Annotated in this window: 15 protein-coding genes; 11 read left to right on the forward strand and 4 right to left on the reverse strand. The window is 63.8% G+C overall.

Annotated features, from left to right (window positions below):
• Positions 1–11: 11 nt before the first annotated feature.
• Together NUU27_RS02325 and NUU27_RS02330 are read right to left on the reverse strand one after the other, a co-directional pair.
• A complete protein-coding gene (locus tag NUU27_RS02325; protein ID WP_257760432.1) occupies positions 12–914 on the reverse strand; it encodes a LysR family transcriptional regulator in 903 nt (300 codons plus the stop codon).
• A 12-nt stretch (positions 915–926) separates the two neighbouring features.
• Positions 927–2114, reverse strand: coding sequence for an amidase (locus tag NUU27_RS02330; RefSeq protein ID WP_257760433.1), 1188 nt, complete (start codon positions 2112–2114; stop codon positions 927–929).
• 543 nt (positions 2115–2657) lie between these two features.
• Between NUU27_RS02330 and odc2 the strand changes: the two genes are divergently transcribed.
• Together odc2 and NUU27_RS02340 are read left to right on the forward strand one after the other, a co-directional pair.
• The gene (odc2, locus tag NUU27_RS02335; protein ID WP_257760434.1) at positions 2658–3791 is read left to right on the forward strand and encodes an ornithine/lysine decarboxylase; all 1134 of its coding nucleotides are present in this window, start codon (positions 2658–2660) and stop codon (positions 3789–3791) included.
• Positions 3792–3871: 80 nt separating this feature from the next.
• A complete protein-coding gene (locus tag NUU27_RS02340) occupies positions 3872–4450 on the forward strand; it encodes a GNAT family N-acetyltransferase (protein WP_257760435.1) in 579 nt (192 codons plus the stop codon).
• Positions 4451–4535: 85 nt separating this feature from the next.
• Here NUU27_RS02340 and NUU27_RS02345 read toward each other — a convergent pair whose 3' ends face one another.
• Positions 4536–4811, reverse strand: coding sequence for an SCP2 sterol-binding domain-containing protein (locus NUU27_RS02345; protein ID WP_257760436.1), 276 nt, complete (start codon positions 4809–4811; stop codon positions 4536–4538).
• A gap of 218 nt (positions 4812–5029) precedes the next feature.
• The gene (locus tag NUU27_RS02350) at positions 5030–5536 is read right to left on the reverse strand and encodes a MarR family winged helix-turn-helix transcriptional regulator (protein ID WP_257760437.1); all 507 of its coding nucleotides are present in this window, start codon (positions 5534–5536) and stop codon (positions 5030–5032) included.
• A gap of 516 nt (positions 5537–6052) precedes the next feature.
• Here NUU27_RS02350 and NUU27_RS02355 point away from each other — a divergent pair.
• The 9 genes from NUU27_RS02355 (at position 6053) to NUU27_RS02395 (ending at position 15190) form a co-directional block, all read left to right on the forward strand.
• Positions 6053–7000 (forward strand): sugar-binding transcriptional regulator, encoded by a 948-nt coding sequence (locus NUU27_RS02355; RefSeq protein WP_257760438.1) that lies wholly within the window; start codon positions 6053–6055, stop codon positions 6998–7000.
• 107 nt (positions 7001–7107) lie between these two features.
• Positions 7108–8427 carry a sugar ABC transporter substrate-binding protein gene (locus tag NUU27_RS02360; RefSeq protein ID WP_257760439.1) on the forward strand — a complete coding sequence of 440 codons (1320 nt, stop codon included), beginning with the start codon at positions 7108–7110 and terminating at the stop codon, positions 8425–8427.
• A gap of 102 nt (positions 8428–8529) precedes the next feature.
• On the forward strand, positions 8530–9399 hold the full coding sequence (locus tag NUU27_RS02365; protein ID WP_257760440.1) for a carbohydrate ABC transporter permease: 870 nt from the start codon (positions 8530–8532) through the stop codon (positions 9397–9399).
• A 10-nt stretch (positions 9400–9409) separates the two neighbouring features.
• Entirely contained in the window at positions 9410–10240 is an 831-nt protein-coding gene (locus tag NUU27_RS02370; RefSeq protein ID WP_257760441.1) for a carbohydrate ABC transporter permease, read from the forward strand.
• Between the two features lie 11 nt (positions 10241–10251).
• Positions 10252–11253, forward strand: coding sequence for an ABC transporter ATP-binding protein (locus NUU27_RS02375; protein ID WP_257760442.1), 1002 nt, complete (start codon positions 10252–10254; stop codon positions 11251–11253).
• Positions 11250–12023 carry an L-iditol 2-dehydrogenase gene (locus NUU27_RS02380; protein ID WP_257760443.1) on the forward strand — a complete coding sequence of 258 codons (774 nt, stop codon included), beginning with the start codon at positions 11250–11252 and terminating at the stop codon, positions 12021–12023. Before NUU27_RS02375 ends, NUU27_RS02380 begins: the two co-directional genes overlap by 4 nt.
• A 19-nt stretch (positions 12024–12042) precedes the next feature.
• Positions 12043–12819 carry an SDR family NAD(P)-dependent oxidoreductase gene (locus NUU27_RS02385; RefSeq protein WP_257760444.1) on the forward strand — a complete coding sequence of 259 codons (777 nt, stop codon included), beginning with the start codon at positions 12043–12045 and terminating at the stop codon, positions 12817–12819.
• Positions 12820–12840: 21 nt separating this feature from the next.
• The gene (locus NUU27_RS02390; protein ID WP_257760445.1) at positions 12841–13530 is read left to right on the forward strand and encodes an HAD family phosphatase; all 690 of its coding nucleotides are present in this window, start codon (positions 12841–12843) and stop codon (positions 13528–13530) included.
• A gap of 67 nt (positions 13531–13597) precedes the next feature.
• Complete coding sequence (locus NUU27_RS02395; RefSeq protein WP_257760446.1) at positions 13598–15190, forward strand: FGGY-family carbohydrate kinase; 1593 nt, start codon at positions 13598–13600, stop codon at positions 15188–15190.
• Positions 15191–15593: the final 403 nt, after the last annotated feature.

Here is a 15593-nt window from a genome sequence, read left to right on the forward strand (position 1 = left end):
ACGCGGGCACGTCAAGTCGTGGGATAATTTTCCTTCAGCCAGCGCGCCAGATAGTCGACGAAGACCCGGACCTTGGCCGGCAGGTAGCGCCGGTGCGGATAGACGGCATAGATGCCGGCACCCTCCGGGTTGTTTTTCTCCAGAATGGGGACGAGCCGGCCGGCCGAAATCTCCGGATCGGCGATGAAGTCCGGCAGGATCGCGAAGCCAAGACCGGACAGGGCAGCGGCGCGCGCGGTCAGCGGGCTGTTGACCTCGATGCGCCCTGTAACCGGCACGTTTACGGTTTCGCCGTCCCCGTCCAGGAAGGGCCAGTTCTGGCGATAGCGGCCGTTGGTGTCGACGATGCAGGGCAGGTGGGTCAGATCGTGCGGGCTGGACGGCTCGCCGTGGATCGCGAGCAGCTCGGGCGAGGCGCACAAGACAACGCGGAAGGGCGCAAGGCGTCTGGCGATCAAAGACGAATCGCTGAGCTTCGTGATGCGGATCGCAAGATCGAAGCCCTCCTCCACGAGATCGACGAAGCGGTCATCGAGATTGATGTCGAGGGTGATGTCGGGATTGGACTTGGCAAAATCGATCAGGGACTGGCCGATCGGCGCGTCGGCATAGGTGCGCGGGGCGGACAGCTTGATGCGGCCCCGGACATCGCCCGAAGACTGGCGGACGACATCCGTCAGATCGTCCATGTCACGCAGAAGCTCGATGGCGCGGCCGAAATAGGTGTGGCCGGCTTCGGTCAGGGAGAGCTGTCTCGTGGTGCGGTTCAGAAGGAGAGCCCCCAGCTCGTCTTCCAGCTCGCGCACATATTTCGACAGCAGCGCCTTTGACTTGCCGACCTTGCGGGCGGCGGCGGAAAAGCCTTCCGCTTCCACCACGTCGACGAACGCACGCATACGGCTGAGAGTATCCAAACTGCGCTTCCTTCAGGTGCCGGACAGGATTTCAGCGGCGAGCCCGATGAGCTGCCGGTCGCTGCCGGCCGGGCCCAGCAGCGAGATGCCGAACGGGGCGTCGTGCACCCGCCCGAGGGGAATGGTGATTTGCGGCCAGCCGAGCAGGCCGGCGAAAGAGGTGAGGGTCAACGCCATGTTGCGGTAGCTGTCCAACTCGGGCTGGGTGGCGCTCTTCAGCGGCGCCGCGGTGGGTTGCGTCGGAAGGATCAGCACCATGTCGTCGTCGAACAGGGAGGAAAAATCGTCCTGGAAATCCTGGCGCCGGCTCCGTGCGGCCTGCACGGTCTCCTCGCTGATCCCGCGCGCGTAGTCGAAGCGTTCCTTCACACCCGGCCCAAGGGCGGGCCGGTCGCTGGTGATGAACGGGCCGTGCACCTGCCAGGCCTCGAAGGCCTGGATCTTCTTGAAGCAGTCGAACAGTTCGTCAGGCGTCCCGGGCAGCGCAAGGAAGGTCGCCTGACGATCGAAATGCCGGATCACCGTGCCCAGCATGTTGGCATAGACGCTTCGTTCTTCATCGCCGTAGAGCAGCGCTTCCAGCTCGGCGATTCGCACCGGCCTGGTGAGGCGCCTGGCGTGCCCGTCTTCGCCGAGAAGCACTTCGGCGACCTTTTCATAGGTCGCGGCGCTGCGTGCGAACCAGCCGAACGTATCGAAGGAGGGAGCAAGCGGCATCGTGTGATCCAGCGGAATGCGCCCGTGGGTCGTGCGCAGGCCGAGAAGGCCGCAGAAGGAAGCCGGTGCGCGGATCGAGCCGTTGGTGTCCGAGCCGGCGGCGATGTCGACGAGGCCGCCGGCGACCGCGGCTGCCGAACCGGACGAGGAGCCGCCGGTCACGCGCTGCGGAGCGGCGCTGTTGACCGGCGCGGGATAATGCGCGTTGATGCCGATCATCGAGAAGGTGAGCTCGTCGGTCTGGGTCTTGCCGACGAAGCGGGCGCCGGCATCGAGCAGCGCCTGGATGGCAGAGGCCGTGCCCGTTGCGCGGGAATGGATCTTTGCGCGATCCGGGTTTCCGCCACCGGTCGGATACCCCTCGACGTCGTAAATGTCCTTGACGCCCAGCGTTAGCCCGGCAAGGGGGCCCGAAGCGGCGTTGGGAACCGGGGCGTCCGTGTAGTCGAGGAATGCGTTCAACGTGTCGCGCGTGCCTGTCATCCGCCGTTCCTCTGCTGTCTTGGGGCAAAAGTCGGCGTTCGGATCGCTTTTTTCAAGCGCGCGAGAAAAAATCATTGATTGTGACACGCAGGGCGACTATATCCGCGCTGCCCAAAGTCGCACGTGCCTGTGGGTGTCCGCCGGACCTCGAATATGGCGAGGAAACCGGTACGGTACCTGGACTTAACCACTCCAGTCGGTCTTACGGCCAACCGCTAGACCGAGGACATCTTGAAGCAACGACGGTGCGGGCCTTTCTGGTGTCTCCCGGTTGTCCAAAAACCGGGGTTACTGAAGAGGCACACCTTCATTGCCGGCAGTGCGGATGGGGTCTCCCATACCAAAGCTGAGGCAGACAAAGCGCGTATTCGCCGCAAGGCGGGAACGCAACGTCGCGCGTCCTGACACGCCTGGTTCCGGTGCCTCCACCTGCCGGTCCAACGCTGCGCATGACGCGTCCTTTGTCCACCGCGGTCGATCGGTTTTCGATCGCAGAGTTGAGCTTCAGCATGCGGCGCAGAACGCCGCCGATGGAGAGACGTTATGGCCACACAGCGCATCCTCGATTTCCTCGCCACCCGACGTCCGGACGGCCCCTGCCTCGTCGTCGATCTCGATGTCGTTCGCGACAACTACCGTGCCTTCGAAAAGGCCCTGCCGGACTCCAAGATATACTATGCCGTGAAGGCCAACCCGGCGCCGGAGATCCTGCGCCTGCTGGCGCAGCTCGGCTCGTCCTTCGACACGGCTTCGGTTGCGGAGATCGAGATGGCGCTGAATGCCGGCGCCACCGCGGACCGCATCTCCTATGGCAACACCATCAAGAAAGAGCGTGACATTGCCCGGGCCTTCGATCTCGGCATCCGGCTCTTTGCGGTGGACAGCGTGGAAGAGGTGGAGAAGATCGCCCGTGCCGCCCCCGGCTCGCGCGTGTTCTGCCGCGTCCTGACGGATGGTGCGGGCGCCGAATGGCCGCTGTCGCGCAAGTTCGGCTGCGTGCCTGCAATGGCCGTCGACGTTTTGCGCCGCGCCCGTGCGCTAGGCCTCGACGCCTATGGCGTTTCCTTCCATGTCGGCTCGCAGCAGACGGATCTGGATGCCTGGGACCGGGCGCTTGCCGACGCACGCCGTGTGTTCGCGACGCTCGCCGATGAAGGCATCGTGCTCAAGATGGTCAATATGGGCGGTGGCTTTCCGACGCGGTACCTGCGCGACGTCCCGGCGGCGCAGCAGTATGGCCAGGCGATTTTCTCCGCGCTGCGCAAGCATTTCGGCAACCGTATTCCCGAGACGATCATCGAGCCGGGCCGCGGCATGGTGGGCAATGCCGGCGTGATCAAGTCCGAAGTGGTGCTGATTTCGACCAAGGCGGACAACGACAATGTGCGCTGGGTTTATCTCGACATCGGCAAGTTCGGCGGCCTCGCCGAGACGATGGACGAAGCGATCCGCTATCCGCTGGTCACACGCCACGACGGCAGCGAGACCGCGCCCTGCGTGCTGGCAGGCCCGACCTGCGATTCGGCCGACGTGATGTACGAGAAGACGCCCTATCCCCTGCCTCTGTCGCTGACCATCGGTGACGAGGTGCTGATCGAGGGGACCGGCGCCTACACCACCACCTATGCCTCGGTCGCCTTCAACGGGTTCGAACCGCTCCGATCCTACGTGATCTGAGCGGGGCGCCCCGCCGCCGAAGCCGTGCCGCGCGGGCTCGCCTGCGCGGGATCGCATCGCTGGTTTGAAGGATTGGCAAGATGAGTGATGCCGTATTTTCCGGTCTTCCCGAGACCGCTTTTTCCATCGCACCCGAAACCGCCGGCGACGCTGTCGAGCGCGAAGCCCTGCTTGACCGGGTCATGGGGCACAAGCGCAGGCGCAAATCTTCGGAAAAGCTGCGGCGTGGACGCGTGCCCGCCGAAGGGCTCGCCTTTGTCGCGCGCGATGCCCACGGGCATCTGATCGGTACGGTGCGGCTGTGGAACGTATCCATCGGCGAGGGCGGCTTGTCGGCCCTCCTGCTCGGGCCGCTCGCGGTGGAAGCCTGTGCGGGCGGTCGCGGTGTCGGCTCCGCTCTGATGCGTCATGCGATCGCGGAAGCCGCGCGGCTGGAGCACCGTGCCGTCCTGCTGGTGGGGGATGCGCCCTACTACGCGCGCTTCGGTTTCTCGGCGGCCAGGACTGGCAGGCTTTCGATGCCGGGTCCCTACGAGAAAGAGCGCTTCCTGGCGCTTGAGTTGGCGGAAAACGTCCTCGATGGCGCCGAAGGCTGCCTGGTCCCGACTGGAAGACGCGAAGGCGTCAGCCGCATCGTGCGTCGACGCTTCGCCGCCTGACTTTCAATTGTCGTCGGAACAGGGGGCAGGGGGCCTTTGAAGACGCCCTGTCCCATACCGTGTAACTCTCTTCGTGCGCCGTGTGTCAGAGAATCTGGCTGAGCTGCATGGCGACCGACATGTCGCCGTCGACCCTGAGCTTGCCCTGCATGAAAGCGGCCGTGGGGGCGAGGTCGCCGGCCACCATTGCCTCCAGGTCGTCCTTCGACAGGCTGATCGTGCAGTCGGCCGGACCGTCGCTGGTCGAGACGTTGGCGCCGTCGATCACGATGACGCCGTCGGCTCCGCAGTCGAATTTCACGGAACTCGAAAAACCTGATCCAGCAACGCGCGCGCCGATCTTCTCCGCAAGAGCCTTCATTTCTACTGGTCCTCTCCACTAGAGCGCCGTGCGCCCTCCCGGACGCACAAGGAACACTGAATTTTTTCGCATTTCCGCATTCATACGGACGTCAGGTAATCTCGCCTGACTGCAAAATGCCAAAGGTTTCACAGGGTGCCAGAGCGCGTGGCGCCCTGATCGTCGCACCTTGTGAACCCGACGCACCTAGCCATGGAATGACGTTTACGTCAACGTCTTTAAGAGGATGCCGCTGCCTGCTTTTCAGGCTGATGCGCTTCGATATTGCTTTCGCTTCCCAGCAACGTGTCGAGCAGGTCGATGAGAAGCTCGCTATTCCTTTCGCCGCCGAGCCGCCGAACGATCCGGGCTTCGTGATGGCGCCAAAGCTGGGTCATCTTTTCCACGAAGCGCTCTCCTTTCTCGGTCAGGTGCAGGGAGTGGGAACGCCGGTCGATATCGCCCTTGCGCCGCTCGGCAAGTCCCCTGTTCTCGAGACAATCCATCAGCGCGACGAAGTTGGCGCGCTTGATGCTCAGTTGCTCGGCAATCTCCGTCTGCTTCTGCCCGGGCCTCGTGGCGATCAGAGCCAGGACGGCGAACTCCGTCGGCCGCAGCTTCAGCGAAGCGAATGTCTCGTGAAAATCCTGGAAGACCAGGAGTTGCGCCCGGCGCAACTTGTGCCCGATCGCAGTGGACAGGAGCGGTAAACTCTTCTCCATGGCGCTCCTGGACAAAACCGTCATGCACTCCTCGTCGGAGTTCGTCGAAATGCTGAAATCGGCAGTGGAACGCGTCATAATCAATCTAACTCTCCAAAAAATATTCTCAGCCCGCTCGGCCCGCCGCCGCCGGAGCGATCTTGCACCTTGCCGGGAAAACGGCAGGAGGCGGGAAAACTGTTTGCATACGTCTACTGTATAAGGCAACACCTTTGGATAGATAAACGTCGCATAATTGGACCGCAATAAGGCATTTCTTCAATTTTTCGCTTTGGAAAGGCAGAGATTTTAAGGATTTAACGTTATTTCGCATAGAAATTTGCATTTTAAACGTATTTTATTGTTCTGTTATGTTTCATTATATTCTCGGGTTGTTTACCTATTCAGGGAGTCCCTTGCGAGGCTCGGCAAGCGTTCGAGTCCGTTTCAGAAGGCGTAGCCGAATGCGGTGGACCTGTCGGCTCGGTAATGGATATTGTCGCCATTTCCGGGCGGACGGGTACCGTTTGGGGCAGACCACTCGCAGGAGGCAATCGGGCAATGGCAGTGCGTGGAAACCGTTTGGACGAGGCGGCGCGTGCCGGATGGCTCTACTATGTTGCCGGCAACACGCAGGACCAGATCGCGGCCAAGCTCGGGGTTTCACGGCAATCGGCGCAAAGGCTCGTCTCCCTTGCCGTTTCGGAAGGGCTGGTGCGGGTGCGCATCGATCATCCCATCGCGGGCTGCATGGAACTCGCCCGCCAACTGAAGCAGCGATACGATTTGCGGTTTGCCGAGGTCGTGCCCAGCGATCCGGCTTCCACCTCCACGACGATCGGCGTCGCCGAGGCCACTGCGGCCGAGATCGAGCGACGGCTGCAATCGCCCGAACCGATGGTCATGGCGATCGGCACCGGCCGAACGCTGAAGGCGGCGATCGAACAGCTGCCGCCGATGGAATGTCCGCAGCATCGGATCGTCTCGCTGACGGGCAACATCGCCCCAGATGGATCGGCTGCCTATTACAATGTCATCTTCACCATGGCCGACACCGTCAAGGCGCGGAGCTTTCCGATGCCTTTGCCGGTCATCGTCTCCTCACCGGAAGAGCGGGCGCTGCTGCATGACCAGCCGATGATCCGTTCCACCCTGGTATTGGCGAAGGAGGCGGACGTGACCTTCGTCGGCATCGGCGATCTCGGGCCCGATGCGCCGATCTTCCAGGACGGGTTCATCTCGCGGGAAGAGCTCGACGCGCTGCAGAATGCGGGCGCGGTGGGCGAGATCGTCGGCTGGTCGTTCGACGCGAAGGGCGCGCTCATTGAGGGCATCACCAACGAACGGGTGGCCAGCGCCCCGCTGCCGTCCAGCAAGACGTCCCTGGTGATCGCGGCGGCCATGGGGCCGCGCAAGCTCCCGAGCATTGCGGCGGCGATCAGGAGCCATATCGTCAACGGCCTGATCACCGACGAGCGCACCGCCGCCGCGCTGCTCAAGGCGACCTGACCGCCCACCCTTCGGGAAATGACGTGCCGGTTCCCGCCGGGCTTGACTTTGCGTACAAATGGGTATTTGCTCATTCATATGGCATTTGCTCAATCTGGGAGGAGACCATGAGAGTGAGGCTTTGCGCCGTGGCGACGTGTTCGGCCATGGCGATCGCGGCGTTCGGCACGACGGGGGCGACCGCGGAAACCCTGACCATCGCGACCGTGAACAATGGCGACATGATCCGCATGCAGAAGCTTGCGGGGGCCTTTACGGAGAAGAACCCGGACATCACGCTTGAATGGGTGACGCTGGAGGAGAACGTCCTGCGCCAGCGCGTTACGACGGACATCGCCACCAAGGGCGGTCAATACGACATCATGACCATCGGCACATATGAAGTGCCGATCTGGGCGGCGCAGGACTGGCTGGTGCCGCTGGATTTCGACGCCGACTACGACGTTGACGATCTCCTGCCGGCGATCCGGGCCGGCCTGTCGATCGACGGTGCTCTTTATGCGGCCCCGTTCTACGGCGAGAGCTCTTTCGTCATGTACCGGAAGGATCTGTTCGATGAGGCCGGCCTCGAAATGCCTGAGGCGCCGACATGGGACTTCATCGGCGAGGCGGCACGCAAGATCACCGACAAGGGCAACGAGATCTACGGCATCTGCCTGAGAGGCAAGGCCGGCTGGGGCGAGAACATGGCCTTCCTGACGGCGATGGCCAACTCTTTCGGCGCGCGCTGGTTCGACATGGATTGGAACCCCCAATTCGATCAGCCGCAGTGGAAGGAGGCACTTCAATTTTACATCGACCTGATGAAGGATGCGGGACCGCCCGGAGCCTCCTCCAATGGTTTCAACGAGAACCTGGCCCTGTTCCAGACCGGCAAATGCGGCATGTGGATCGACGCCACCGTCGCCGCGTCCTTCGTCAGCAATCCGGACGAGAGCAAGGTCGCCGACAAGGTGGGCTTTGCGTTGGCTCCGGACAACGGGCTCGGCAAGCGCGGCAACTGGCTCTGGGCATGGTCTCTGGCCGTTCCCGCCGGCTCGCAGAAGACCGATGCGGCGAAGAAGTTCATCGCCTGGGCGACCAGCAAGGAATACTCCGAGCTGGTAGCCGAGAAGGAAGGTTGGGCCAACGTGCCTCCCGGGACGCGGACTTCGCTTTATGCCAATCCGGCCTATCAGGAGGCGGCTCCCTTCGCCGACCTGACGCTCAAGTCGATCCAGGCCGCCGATCCGACCCATCCGACGGTCGACGACGTGCCTTATGTCGGCGTTCAGTTCGTGGCAATCCCTGAATTTCAGGGCATCGGCACGGCGGTCGGCCAGCAGTTTTCGGCAGCCCTTGCGGGGCAGACGACGGTCGATCAGGCGCTCGCCGGTGCGCAGGCGCTTACCGCCCGCGAAATGCAGAAGGCCGGTTATCCGAAGTAGGAAACCGCCACGACCGGAACCGCGCCAGTCTCTCTCCCTCTTCGGTGGGGCGGTTCCGGTCCTTCCAAATAAAGCCACCCCCACGGTATCGGAGCAGAATCCATGGCGACGTTGCAGACCCGCGCAAGCGCTCGGCTGATGATGACACCGGCCGTCGTCCTGCTTCTTCTGTGGATGGCCGTGCCGTTGGCCATGACCCTTTATTTCTCCATGCTGCGCTACAATCTGCTGATGCCCGGCATGGAGGAATGGGCTGGCTTCCTCAATTACCGTTTCTTCCTGACCGACCCGGCGTTCTTCGCGGGTCTGTTGAACACCCTGCTTCTGGTCGGGGGTGTGCTCGCCATCAGTGTCGGCGGGGGCATTCTGATGGCGTTGCTCCTCGACCAGCCTTTTTTTGGACAGGGCCTCGTCCGTTTGATGGTCATCGCGCCGTTCTTCGTCATGCCGACGGTCTCTGCGCTCGTCTGGAAGAACATGCTGATGCACCCCGTCAACGGGCTGTTCGCCTGGCTGGCGCGGACCTTTGGCCTGCAGCCCGTCGACTGGTTCGGGCAGGCGCCGCTGTTCTCCATCGTGATGATTGTCTCGTGGCAGTGGCTGCCGTTCGCGACCTTGATCCTGCTGACCGCGCTGCAGTCGCTCGACAGCGAGCAAAAGGAGGCGGCCGAGATGGACGGTGCCGGCGCGCTGTCGCGCTTCATCTATATCGTCCTGCCGCACATGGCGCGTGCCATCACCGTGGTGGTGCTCATCGAGACCATCTTCCTCCTGTCCGTCTTTGCCGAAATCCTCGTCACCACCAATGGCGGGCCGGGCGTGCAGACAACCACCGTGACCTATCTCGTCTATGTGCAGGCGCTGCTGCAGTTCGACGTGGGCGGGGCATCGGCCGGCGGCATCGTCGCTGTGGTGCTTGCCAACATCGTCGCCATTTTCCTTGTCCGCCTGATCGGCAAGAACCTGGATTAAGGAGAAGACCATGGCGCGCTCGATCCCGACCCGCACAAGGCTCGGCTTCACACTCGTCGGCTGGCTTGTCGGCCTGCTGATCTTCTTCCCGATCCTGTGGACCGTGCTGACCAGCTTCAAGTCCGAAGGCACGGCCATCGCCACGCCGCCGCAATTCCTGTTCTTTCAGTGGACCGCCGAGAACTATGCGGAGGTGAACAGCCGGTCCGACTATTTCAAGCACTTCATGAACTCGGTCGTGATATCGGTCGGCTCCACTCTGCTGGGGCTTCTGATCGCCATCCCGGCCGCCTGGGCGATGGCCTTTGCGCCGACAAAACGCACCAAGGACGTGCTCCTTTGGATGCTGTCGACCAAGATGCTGCCGGCGGTCGGCGTTCTGGTGCCGATCTATCTCCTGTTCAGGGACACGGGACTGCTCGACACCAGGATCGGGCTGACGGCGGTGCTGACCATGTCGAACCTGCCGATCATCGTGTGGATGCTCTACACCTATTTCCGCGAGATCCCCGGAGACATCCTGGAAGCCGCACGGATGGACGGCGCCTCGCTCGCCAAGGAAATCGTCTACGTGCTGACGCCGATGGCCGTTCCCGGCATCGCATCGACACTGCTGCTCAACATCATCCTGGCCTGGAACGAGGCCTTCTGGACGCTCAACCTGACGGCCGCAAAGGCTGCTCCGTTGACCGCCTTCATCGCGTCCTACTCCAGCCCCGAGGGGCTGTTCTGGGCAAAACTTTCCGCCGCTTCCACGCTCGCGATCGCGCCGATCCTCGTGCTCGGCTGGTTCTCGCAGCGCCAACTCGTGCGCGGGCTCACCTTCGGCGCCGTCAAATAGGAACGAACACGATGGGAGAAATCCGACTCGAAAAAGTGCACAAGGCCTTCGGCACGACGGTCGTCATTCCGGAGATCGACCTGGAGATCGCCGACAACGAGTTCGTCGTCTTCGTCGGCCCCTCCGGTTGCGGCAAGTCGACCCTGCTCAGGCTGATCGCCGGGCTCGAGGACACCACCAGCGGCCGGATCCTCATCGACGGCGAGGACATGACCGCGCGCGCACCGGCCAAACGCGGCCTGTCGATGGTGTTCCAGTCCTATGCGCTCTACCCGCATATGAGTGTCTACAACAACATCGCATTCCCGCTGAAGATGGCGGGCGCCGACAAGAGCGTGATCGAGGAGAAGGTGCGCAATGCGGCCCGCATCCTCAATCTCACCGATTATCTCGACAGGCGCCCGGGGCAGCTTTCGGGCGGCCAGCGCCAGCGCGTCGCCATCGGCCGGGCCATCGTGCGCGAGCCAAAGGCCTTCCTCTTCGACGAGCCGCTCTCCAATCTGGATGCGGCGCTGCGGGGGGCGATGCGGCTTGAGATCAGCGAATTGCATCATCAACTGCACACCACGATGATCTACGTCACCCATGACCAGATCGAAGCCATGACGATGGCCGACAAGATCGTCGTTCTGAACGCCGGCCGGATCGAGCAGGTCGGCTCTCCCCTCGAGCTCTATCGCAGTCCGCGCAACCTGTTCGTTGCAGGGTTCATCGGTTCGCCGCGCATGAATTTCGTGCAAGGCCCCGAGGCGGAGAAGCTGGGAGCGGCGACCATCGGCGTAAGGCCGGAGCATCTGGAGCTCTCCACGGGCGATGGGTACTGGAAGGGCAAGGTCGGCGTCGCCGAGCACCTCGGCTCCGACACCTTCCTGCACGTAGATGTGGACGGCCTCGGCCAAGTGACCGCACGCGCCGACGGCGAGATCGGCTTGCGTCACGGAGAGACCGTGTTTCTGACGCCGATCCGGGAACGGGTGCATCGCTTCGACGACAAGGGCGAGGCGTTTTCATGAAGCGCCTCGAGGGCAAATCGGCGCTTATCACGGGGGCTGCCCGTGGCATCGGTCGGGCTTTCGCCGAAGCCTATGTGCGCGAGGGCGCCACCGTCGCCGTCGGCGACATCGATATCGAGCGGGCGGAGGACGCCGCCCGCGAGATCGGCGCAGGCGCCCGCGCGCTGCAGCTCGACGTGACCAGGCAGGAGTCCATCGACGCGGCGGTCGCCAAGGCGGCGGAATGGGCCGGCGGCATCGACATCCTGATCAACAACGCGGCCCTGTTCGATCTGGCGCCGATCGTGGACATCGAGCGGGCGAGCTACGAGCGGCTGTTCCAGGTCAATGTGGCCGGAACGCTCTTCACGATGCAGGCAGTCGCCCGGCAGATGATCGCGCAAGGCCGCGGCGGCAGGATCATCAACATGGCCAGCCAGGCCGGTCGGCGGGGTGAGCCTCTGGTAGCGGTCTATTGCGCCACCAAGGCGGCGGTAATCAGCCTCACCCAGTCGGCCGGTCTCGACCTCATCAAACACGGCATCAACGTCAACGCCATTGCGCCCGGCGTGGTGGACGGCGCCCATTGGGACCACGTCGATGCGCTGTTCGCCAGATATGAGGGCCGGCCGCTCGGCGAAAAGAAGCGCCTGGTCGCCGGGGCCGTTCCCTACGGGCGGATGGGAACGGCGGAAGACCTGACCGGCATGGCCGTTTTCCTGGCGTCCGCCGAAGCCGAATACATCGTTGCCCAGACCTACAATGTCGACGGCGGCAACTGGATGAGCTGAACAAGGAAGGTGTCCTGACATGTATCTTGAAAAATTGAAGCTCGACGGGCGCGTGGCGGTGGTGACGGGGGCAGGGCAGGGCATCGGCGCGGCCTGTGCGCGGGCCCTCGGCGAGGCCGGTGCCCACATCGTCGTTGCCGATCTTCTCGCCGGTCGGGTCGAGGCAAGCGTCGCCGAACTGCAGGCGCTGGGGCTGGCGGCCGAAGGCCTGACGCTGGACGTCACCCGGTCGGCGCAGGTGGACAGCGCGGCAAAGGCCATTGCCGGGCGGCACGGCCGGGTCGACATCCTGGTCAACAATGCCGGCGTGGCGAAGAGCGATGTTCCGGCGGAGGAAACCAGCGACGACCATTGGCGCTTGCACATGAACGTCAATGTCGACGGCCTGTTCTGGTGCTGCCGTGCTTTCGGCCGTTCCATGCTGGCGCAGGGCAGCGGGGCGATCGTCAACATCGGCTCGATGTCGGGCGTGATCGTCAACAAGCCGCAGCCGCAGGCCTTCTACAACGCGTCGAAGGCGGCCGTGCACCAGCTCACCAAGTCGCTTGCCGCCGAGTGGGCGGGGCGTGGCGTGCGGGTCAACGCCGTGGCGCCCACATATATAGAGACGCCGCTGACATCGTTCGGCATCAAGGAGAACCCTGAAATGTATGCGACCTGGCTCGACATGACGCCGATGGGCCGTGTCGGCCAACCGGACGAGATCGCCTCGATCGTGCATTTTCTCGCTTCCGACGCCGCCAGCCTGATGACCGGCTCTGTGGTGCTGGCCGACGGCGGCTACACCTGCTGGTAGGCTTGTCGACAGGATGGGACGATGGGATCTTCGACGATCGACCTGGTGATCTTCGATTGCGACGGCGTGCTGGTCGACAGCGAGCCCCTGTCCATGCGCGTCCTTCTGGAAACCGTTTCCGAAAGCGGCATCACCATCGATGAGGACAAGGCCTATGAGCTGTTCCTCGGCCGCAGCCTGAGCACGATCACCAGCCTTCTCAAGAACGACTATGCCGTGGATCTCGACGCCGGCCAGCTGGAGCGGATGCGGACGAAGCTCTATGCGGCCTTCCGCGCCGAGCTGCAACCGGTCGATGGAATCGGCGAAGCCCTCGATGGCCTCTCCCGGCCGTGCTGCGTGGCATCCTCGAGCCAGCCCGAGCGCATTCGCCTGTCGCTCGGGGTGGCCGGCCTTCTGGAGCGTTTCGAGCCGCACATCTTCAGCGCGACCATGGTCGCCAACGGAAAGCCGGCGCCGGACCTCTTCCTGCATGCGGCGCGGACCATGGGCGTCGAACCGCGCCGCTGCGCCGTCGTGGAAGACAGCCCGGCCGGCCTCGAGGCCGCCCGGCGCGCCGGCATGCGCGTGCTCTGCTTCGCCGGCGCGTCCCATGCCGGGTCCGAGGCACATCGGGCGGTGCTGCGGCGCTTGGAACCCGATCTGATCTTTGACAGGATGCGGACCCTGCCGGAGCATCTGGCCCGGCTGGAGGAGACCACACAGCATTGACGTGGTGGGGCGATCCATCCTCACAGAGAGCACCTCTGTCGGTATCGCACCACTGGAGAGAGGTTTGATGCGCGATCTCGTAGTGGCGGTGGATGTGGGCACGGGCAGTGCCCGCGCTGGCGTGCTCGATCTGTCGGGCGGGCTTCTCGGGCGTGCCGAGAGGCCGATCCTGATGAACAGGCCCGCGCCGGACTTTGCCGAGCATGATTCGGAAGACATCTGGCAAGCCGTCTGCCTTTCCGTTCGTGGAGCGCTCGACCGTGCCGGAGCCCTTCCCGAGGAGATCGCCGGCATCAGCTTCGATGCAACCTGCTCGCTGGTCGTGCGCGAGCCTGCGGGCGGACAGGTGAGCGTTTCGCCGGGCGGTGAGAAACGTTGGGACACCATCGTGTGGCTCGACCACCGTGCGCTCGCCGAGGCCGACGAGTGCACCGCGACCGGCCATCGCGTGCTCGATTATATCGGCGGCGTCATGTCGCCGGAGATGCAGACGCCGAAGCTGATGTGGTTGAAGCGCAATCTTCCGGAAAGCTGGAGCGCGGCCGGTCATTTCTTCGATCTTGCGGATTTCCTGACCTGGAAGGCGTCGGGCAGCTTCGAGCGCTCGCAGTGCACGCTGACCTGCAAATGGACGTATCTGGCGCATGAGACGCCGGGCTGGCAACGCGACTTCTTCGAGGCGGTAGGGCTTGCCGACATGATCGAGCGGGGCCACCTGCCGGAGCGGGCAAGCCCGATCGGCAGGGATATCGGGCCGTTGACGGCGGCAGCGGCCGCCGCCCTCGGCCTGACCGAGCGTTGCCGGGTCGGCGCGGGGCTGATCGATGCGCATGGCGGCGCCCTGGGCGTCCTCGGCGGATTCGCCGATTCCCTCGACCGGATCGACCGTCACATGGCCCTGATCGCCGGCACGTCGAGCTGCGTCATGGCGTTTTCCCTGCAGCCGCGCCCGGTGTCGGGCCTTTGGGGCCCCTATCTCGGCGCGGCTCTGCCCGGCTGCTGGCTGGGCGAGGGCGGGCAATCGGTATCGGGAGCGCTGCTCGACCACATCATCCGCTGGCACGGCGCCGGCGGCAATCCCGATTCGGCCATGCATGCGCGCATCTGCGAGCGAATCACGCAGCTGCGGGCGAAGGAGGGCTATGAGCTCGGCGCGCGGCTGCACGTTCTGCCGGATTTCCACGGCAACCGTTCACCGCTTGCCGATCCCCACGCCGTGGGGGTGATCTCGGGGCTGACGCTCGATTCCTCCTTCGACAGTCTTTGCCGCCTCTACTGGCGCACGGCCGTCGCCATCGCCTTCGGCATCCGCCACATTCTGGATGCGTTGAACGAGGCGGGATTCGAGATCGACACGCTGCATGTGACCGGCGGTCATGTGAAGAACCCTCTGCTGATGGAGCTCTATGCGGACGCGACGGGCTGCGCCGTGGTCGAGCCGGAGGCGGACGATGCGATGCTGCTGGGGACGGGCATGGTGGCGGCAACGGCGGCGGGCCTTTATCCCGACCTCGCCAGCGCCTGCGCCGCCATGGATCAGGGCGGGCGGATGCGCCGCCCCGATCCCGCCGTCCGGCAACGCTTCGAGCGCGACTATCGGATTTTCCTGGAGATGCACCGGCAGCGTCGGGCTCTCGATGCGATGATCGCCGATGGATGAAGGGGACGGGGGGCGGGATTTCGGGGCCGTTGCGGCAGGCGCGGCGAGGGGAAATCGCCGCAAATCCTTGCCGGCAAAGGCGTGCGTATTCCTGTGAAAAATAAGTCGCAAAAGAACGAGATTCTATGTTGACAGTTTGCGACGCCCCCGACTATATACGCCTCACCAACGACGGCGGCGACGCTGCTGGCGACCAAGAGGTTCGCCTCTGAGTTTCGCAAGAGTTGGACGAAATCAAGAGAGCCGCGTGAGCGACACTCGTATTGGCCCGGTGCTGGGTTTAGCGTTGGGCCGCGACTTTGCGTCTTGTGAAGTCTGATCTTTGACAATTGAATATTGAAGAAAGAGAAACGTGGGCGGCAGAGTTCCTGCGGATCCGGGTCCCGGAAGGGATTATGGGTTC

Origin of the sequence: Nitratireductor sp. ZSWI3 (assembly GCF_024655565.1) — a bacterium.
GTDB lineage: Bacteria > Pseudomonadota > Alphaproteobacteria > Rhizobiales > Rhizobiaceae > Nitratireductor.

What these genes read in the sequence shown, in the direction of transcription:
- NUU27_RS02330 (WP_257760433.1), bottom strand. Translation starts at nt 2,114, where the DNA reads ATGACAGGCACGCGCGACACGTTGAACGCATTCCTCGACTACACGGAC.
- odc2 (WP_257760434.1), top strand. Translation starts at nt 2,658, where the DNA reads ATGGCCACACAGCGCATCCTCGATTTCCTCGCCACCCGACGTCCGGAC.
- NUU27_RS02340 (WP_257760435.1), top strand. Translation starts at nt 3,872, where the DNA reads ATGAGTGATGCCGTATTTTCCGGTCTTCCCGAGACCGCTTTTTCCATC.
- NUU27_RS02345 (WP_257760436.1), bottom strand. Translation starts at nt 4,811, where the DNA reads ATGAAGGCTCTTGCGGAGAAGATCGGCGCGCGCGTTGCTGGATCAGGT.
- NUU27_RS02350 (WP_257760437.1), bottom strand. Translation starts at nt 5,536, where the DNA reads ATGACGGTTTTGTCCAGGAGCGCCATGGAGAAGAGTTTACCGCTCCTG.
- NUU27_RS02355 (WP_257760438.1), top strand. Translation starts at nt 6,053, where the DNA reads ATGGCAGTGCGTGGAAACCGTTTGGACGAGGCGGCGCGTGCCGGATGG.
- NUU27_RS02360 (WP_257760439.1), top strand. Translation starts at nt 7,108, where the DNA reads ATGAGAGTGAGGCTTTGCGCCGTGGCGACGTGTTCGGCCATGGCGATC.
- NUU27_RS02365 (WP_257760440.1), top strand. Translation starts at nt 8,530, where the DNA reads ATGGCGACGTTGCAGACCCGCGCAAGCGCTCGGCTGATGATGACACCG.
- NUU27_RS02370 (WP_257760441.1), top strand. Translation starts at nt 9,410, where the DNA reads ATGGCGCGCTCGATCCCGACCCGCACAAGGCTCGGCTTCACACTCGTC.
- NUU27_RS02375 (WP_257760442.1), top strand. Translation starts at nt 10,252, where the DNA reads ATGGGAGAAATCCGACTCGAAAAAGTGCACAAGGCCTTCGGCACGACG.
- NUU27_RS02380 (WP_257760443.1), top strand. Translation starts at nt 11,250, where the DNA reads ATGAAGCGCCTCGAGGGCAAATCGGCGCTTATCACGGGGGCTGCCCGT.
- NUU27_RS02385 (WP_257760444.1), top strand. Translation starts at nt 12,043, where the DNA reads ATGTATCTTGAAAAATTGAAGCTCGACGGGCGCGTGGCGGTGGTGACG.
- NUU27_RS02390 (WP_257760445.1), top strand. Translation starts at nt 12,841, where the DNA reads ATGGGATCTTCGACGATCGACCTGGTGATCTTCGATTGCGACGGCGTG.
- NUU27_RS02395 (WP_257760446.1), top strand. Translation starts at nt 13,598, where the DNA reads ATGCGCGATCTCGTAGTGGCGGTGGATGTGGGCACGGGCAGTGCCCGC.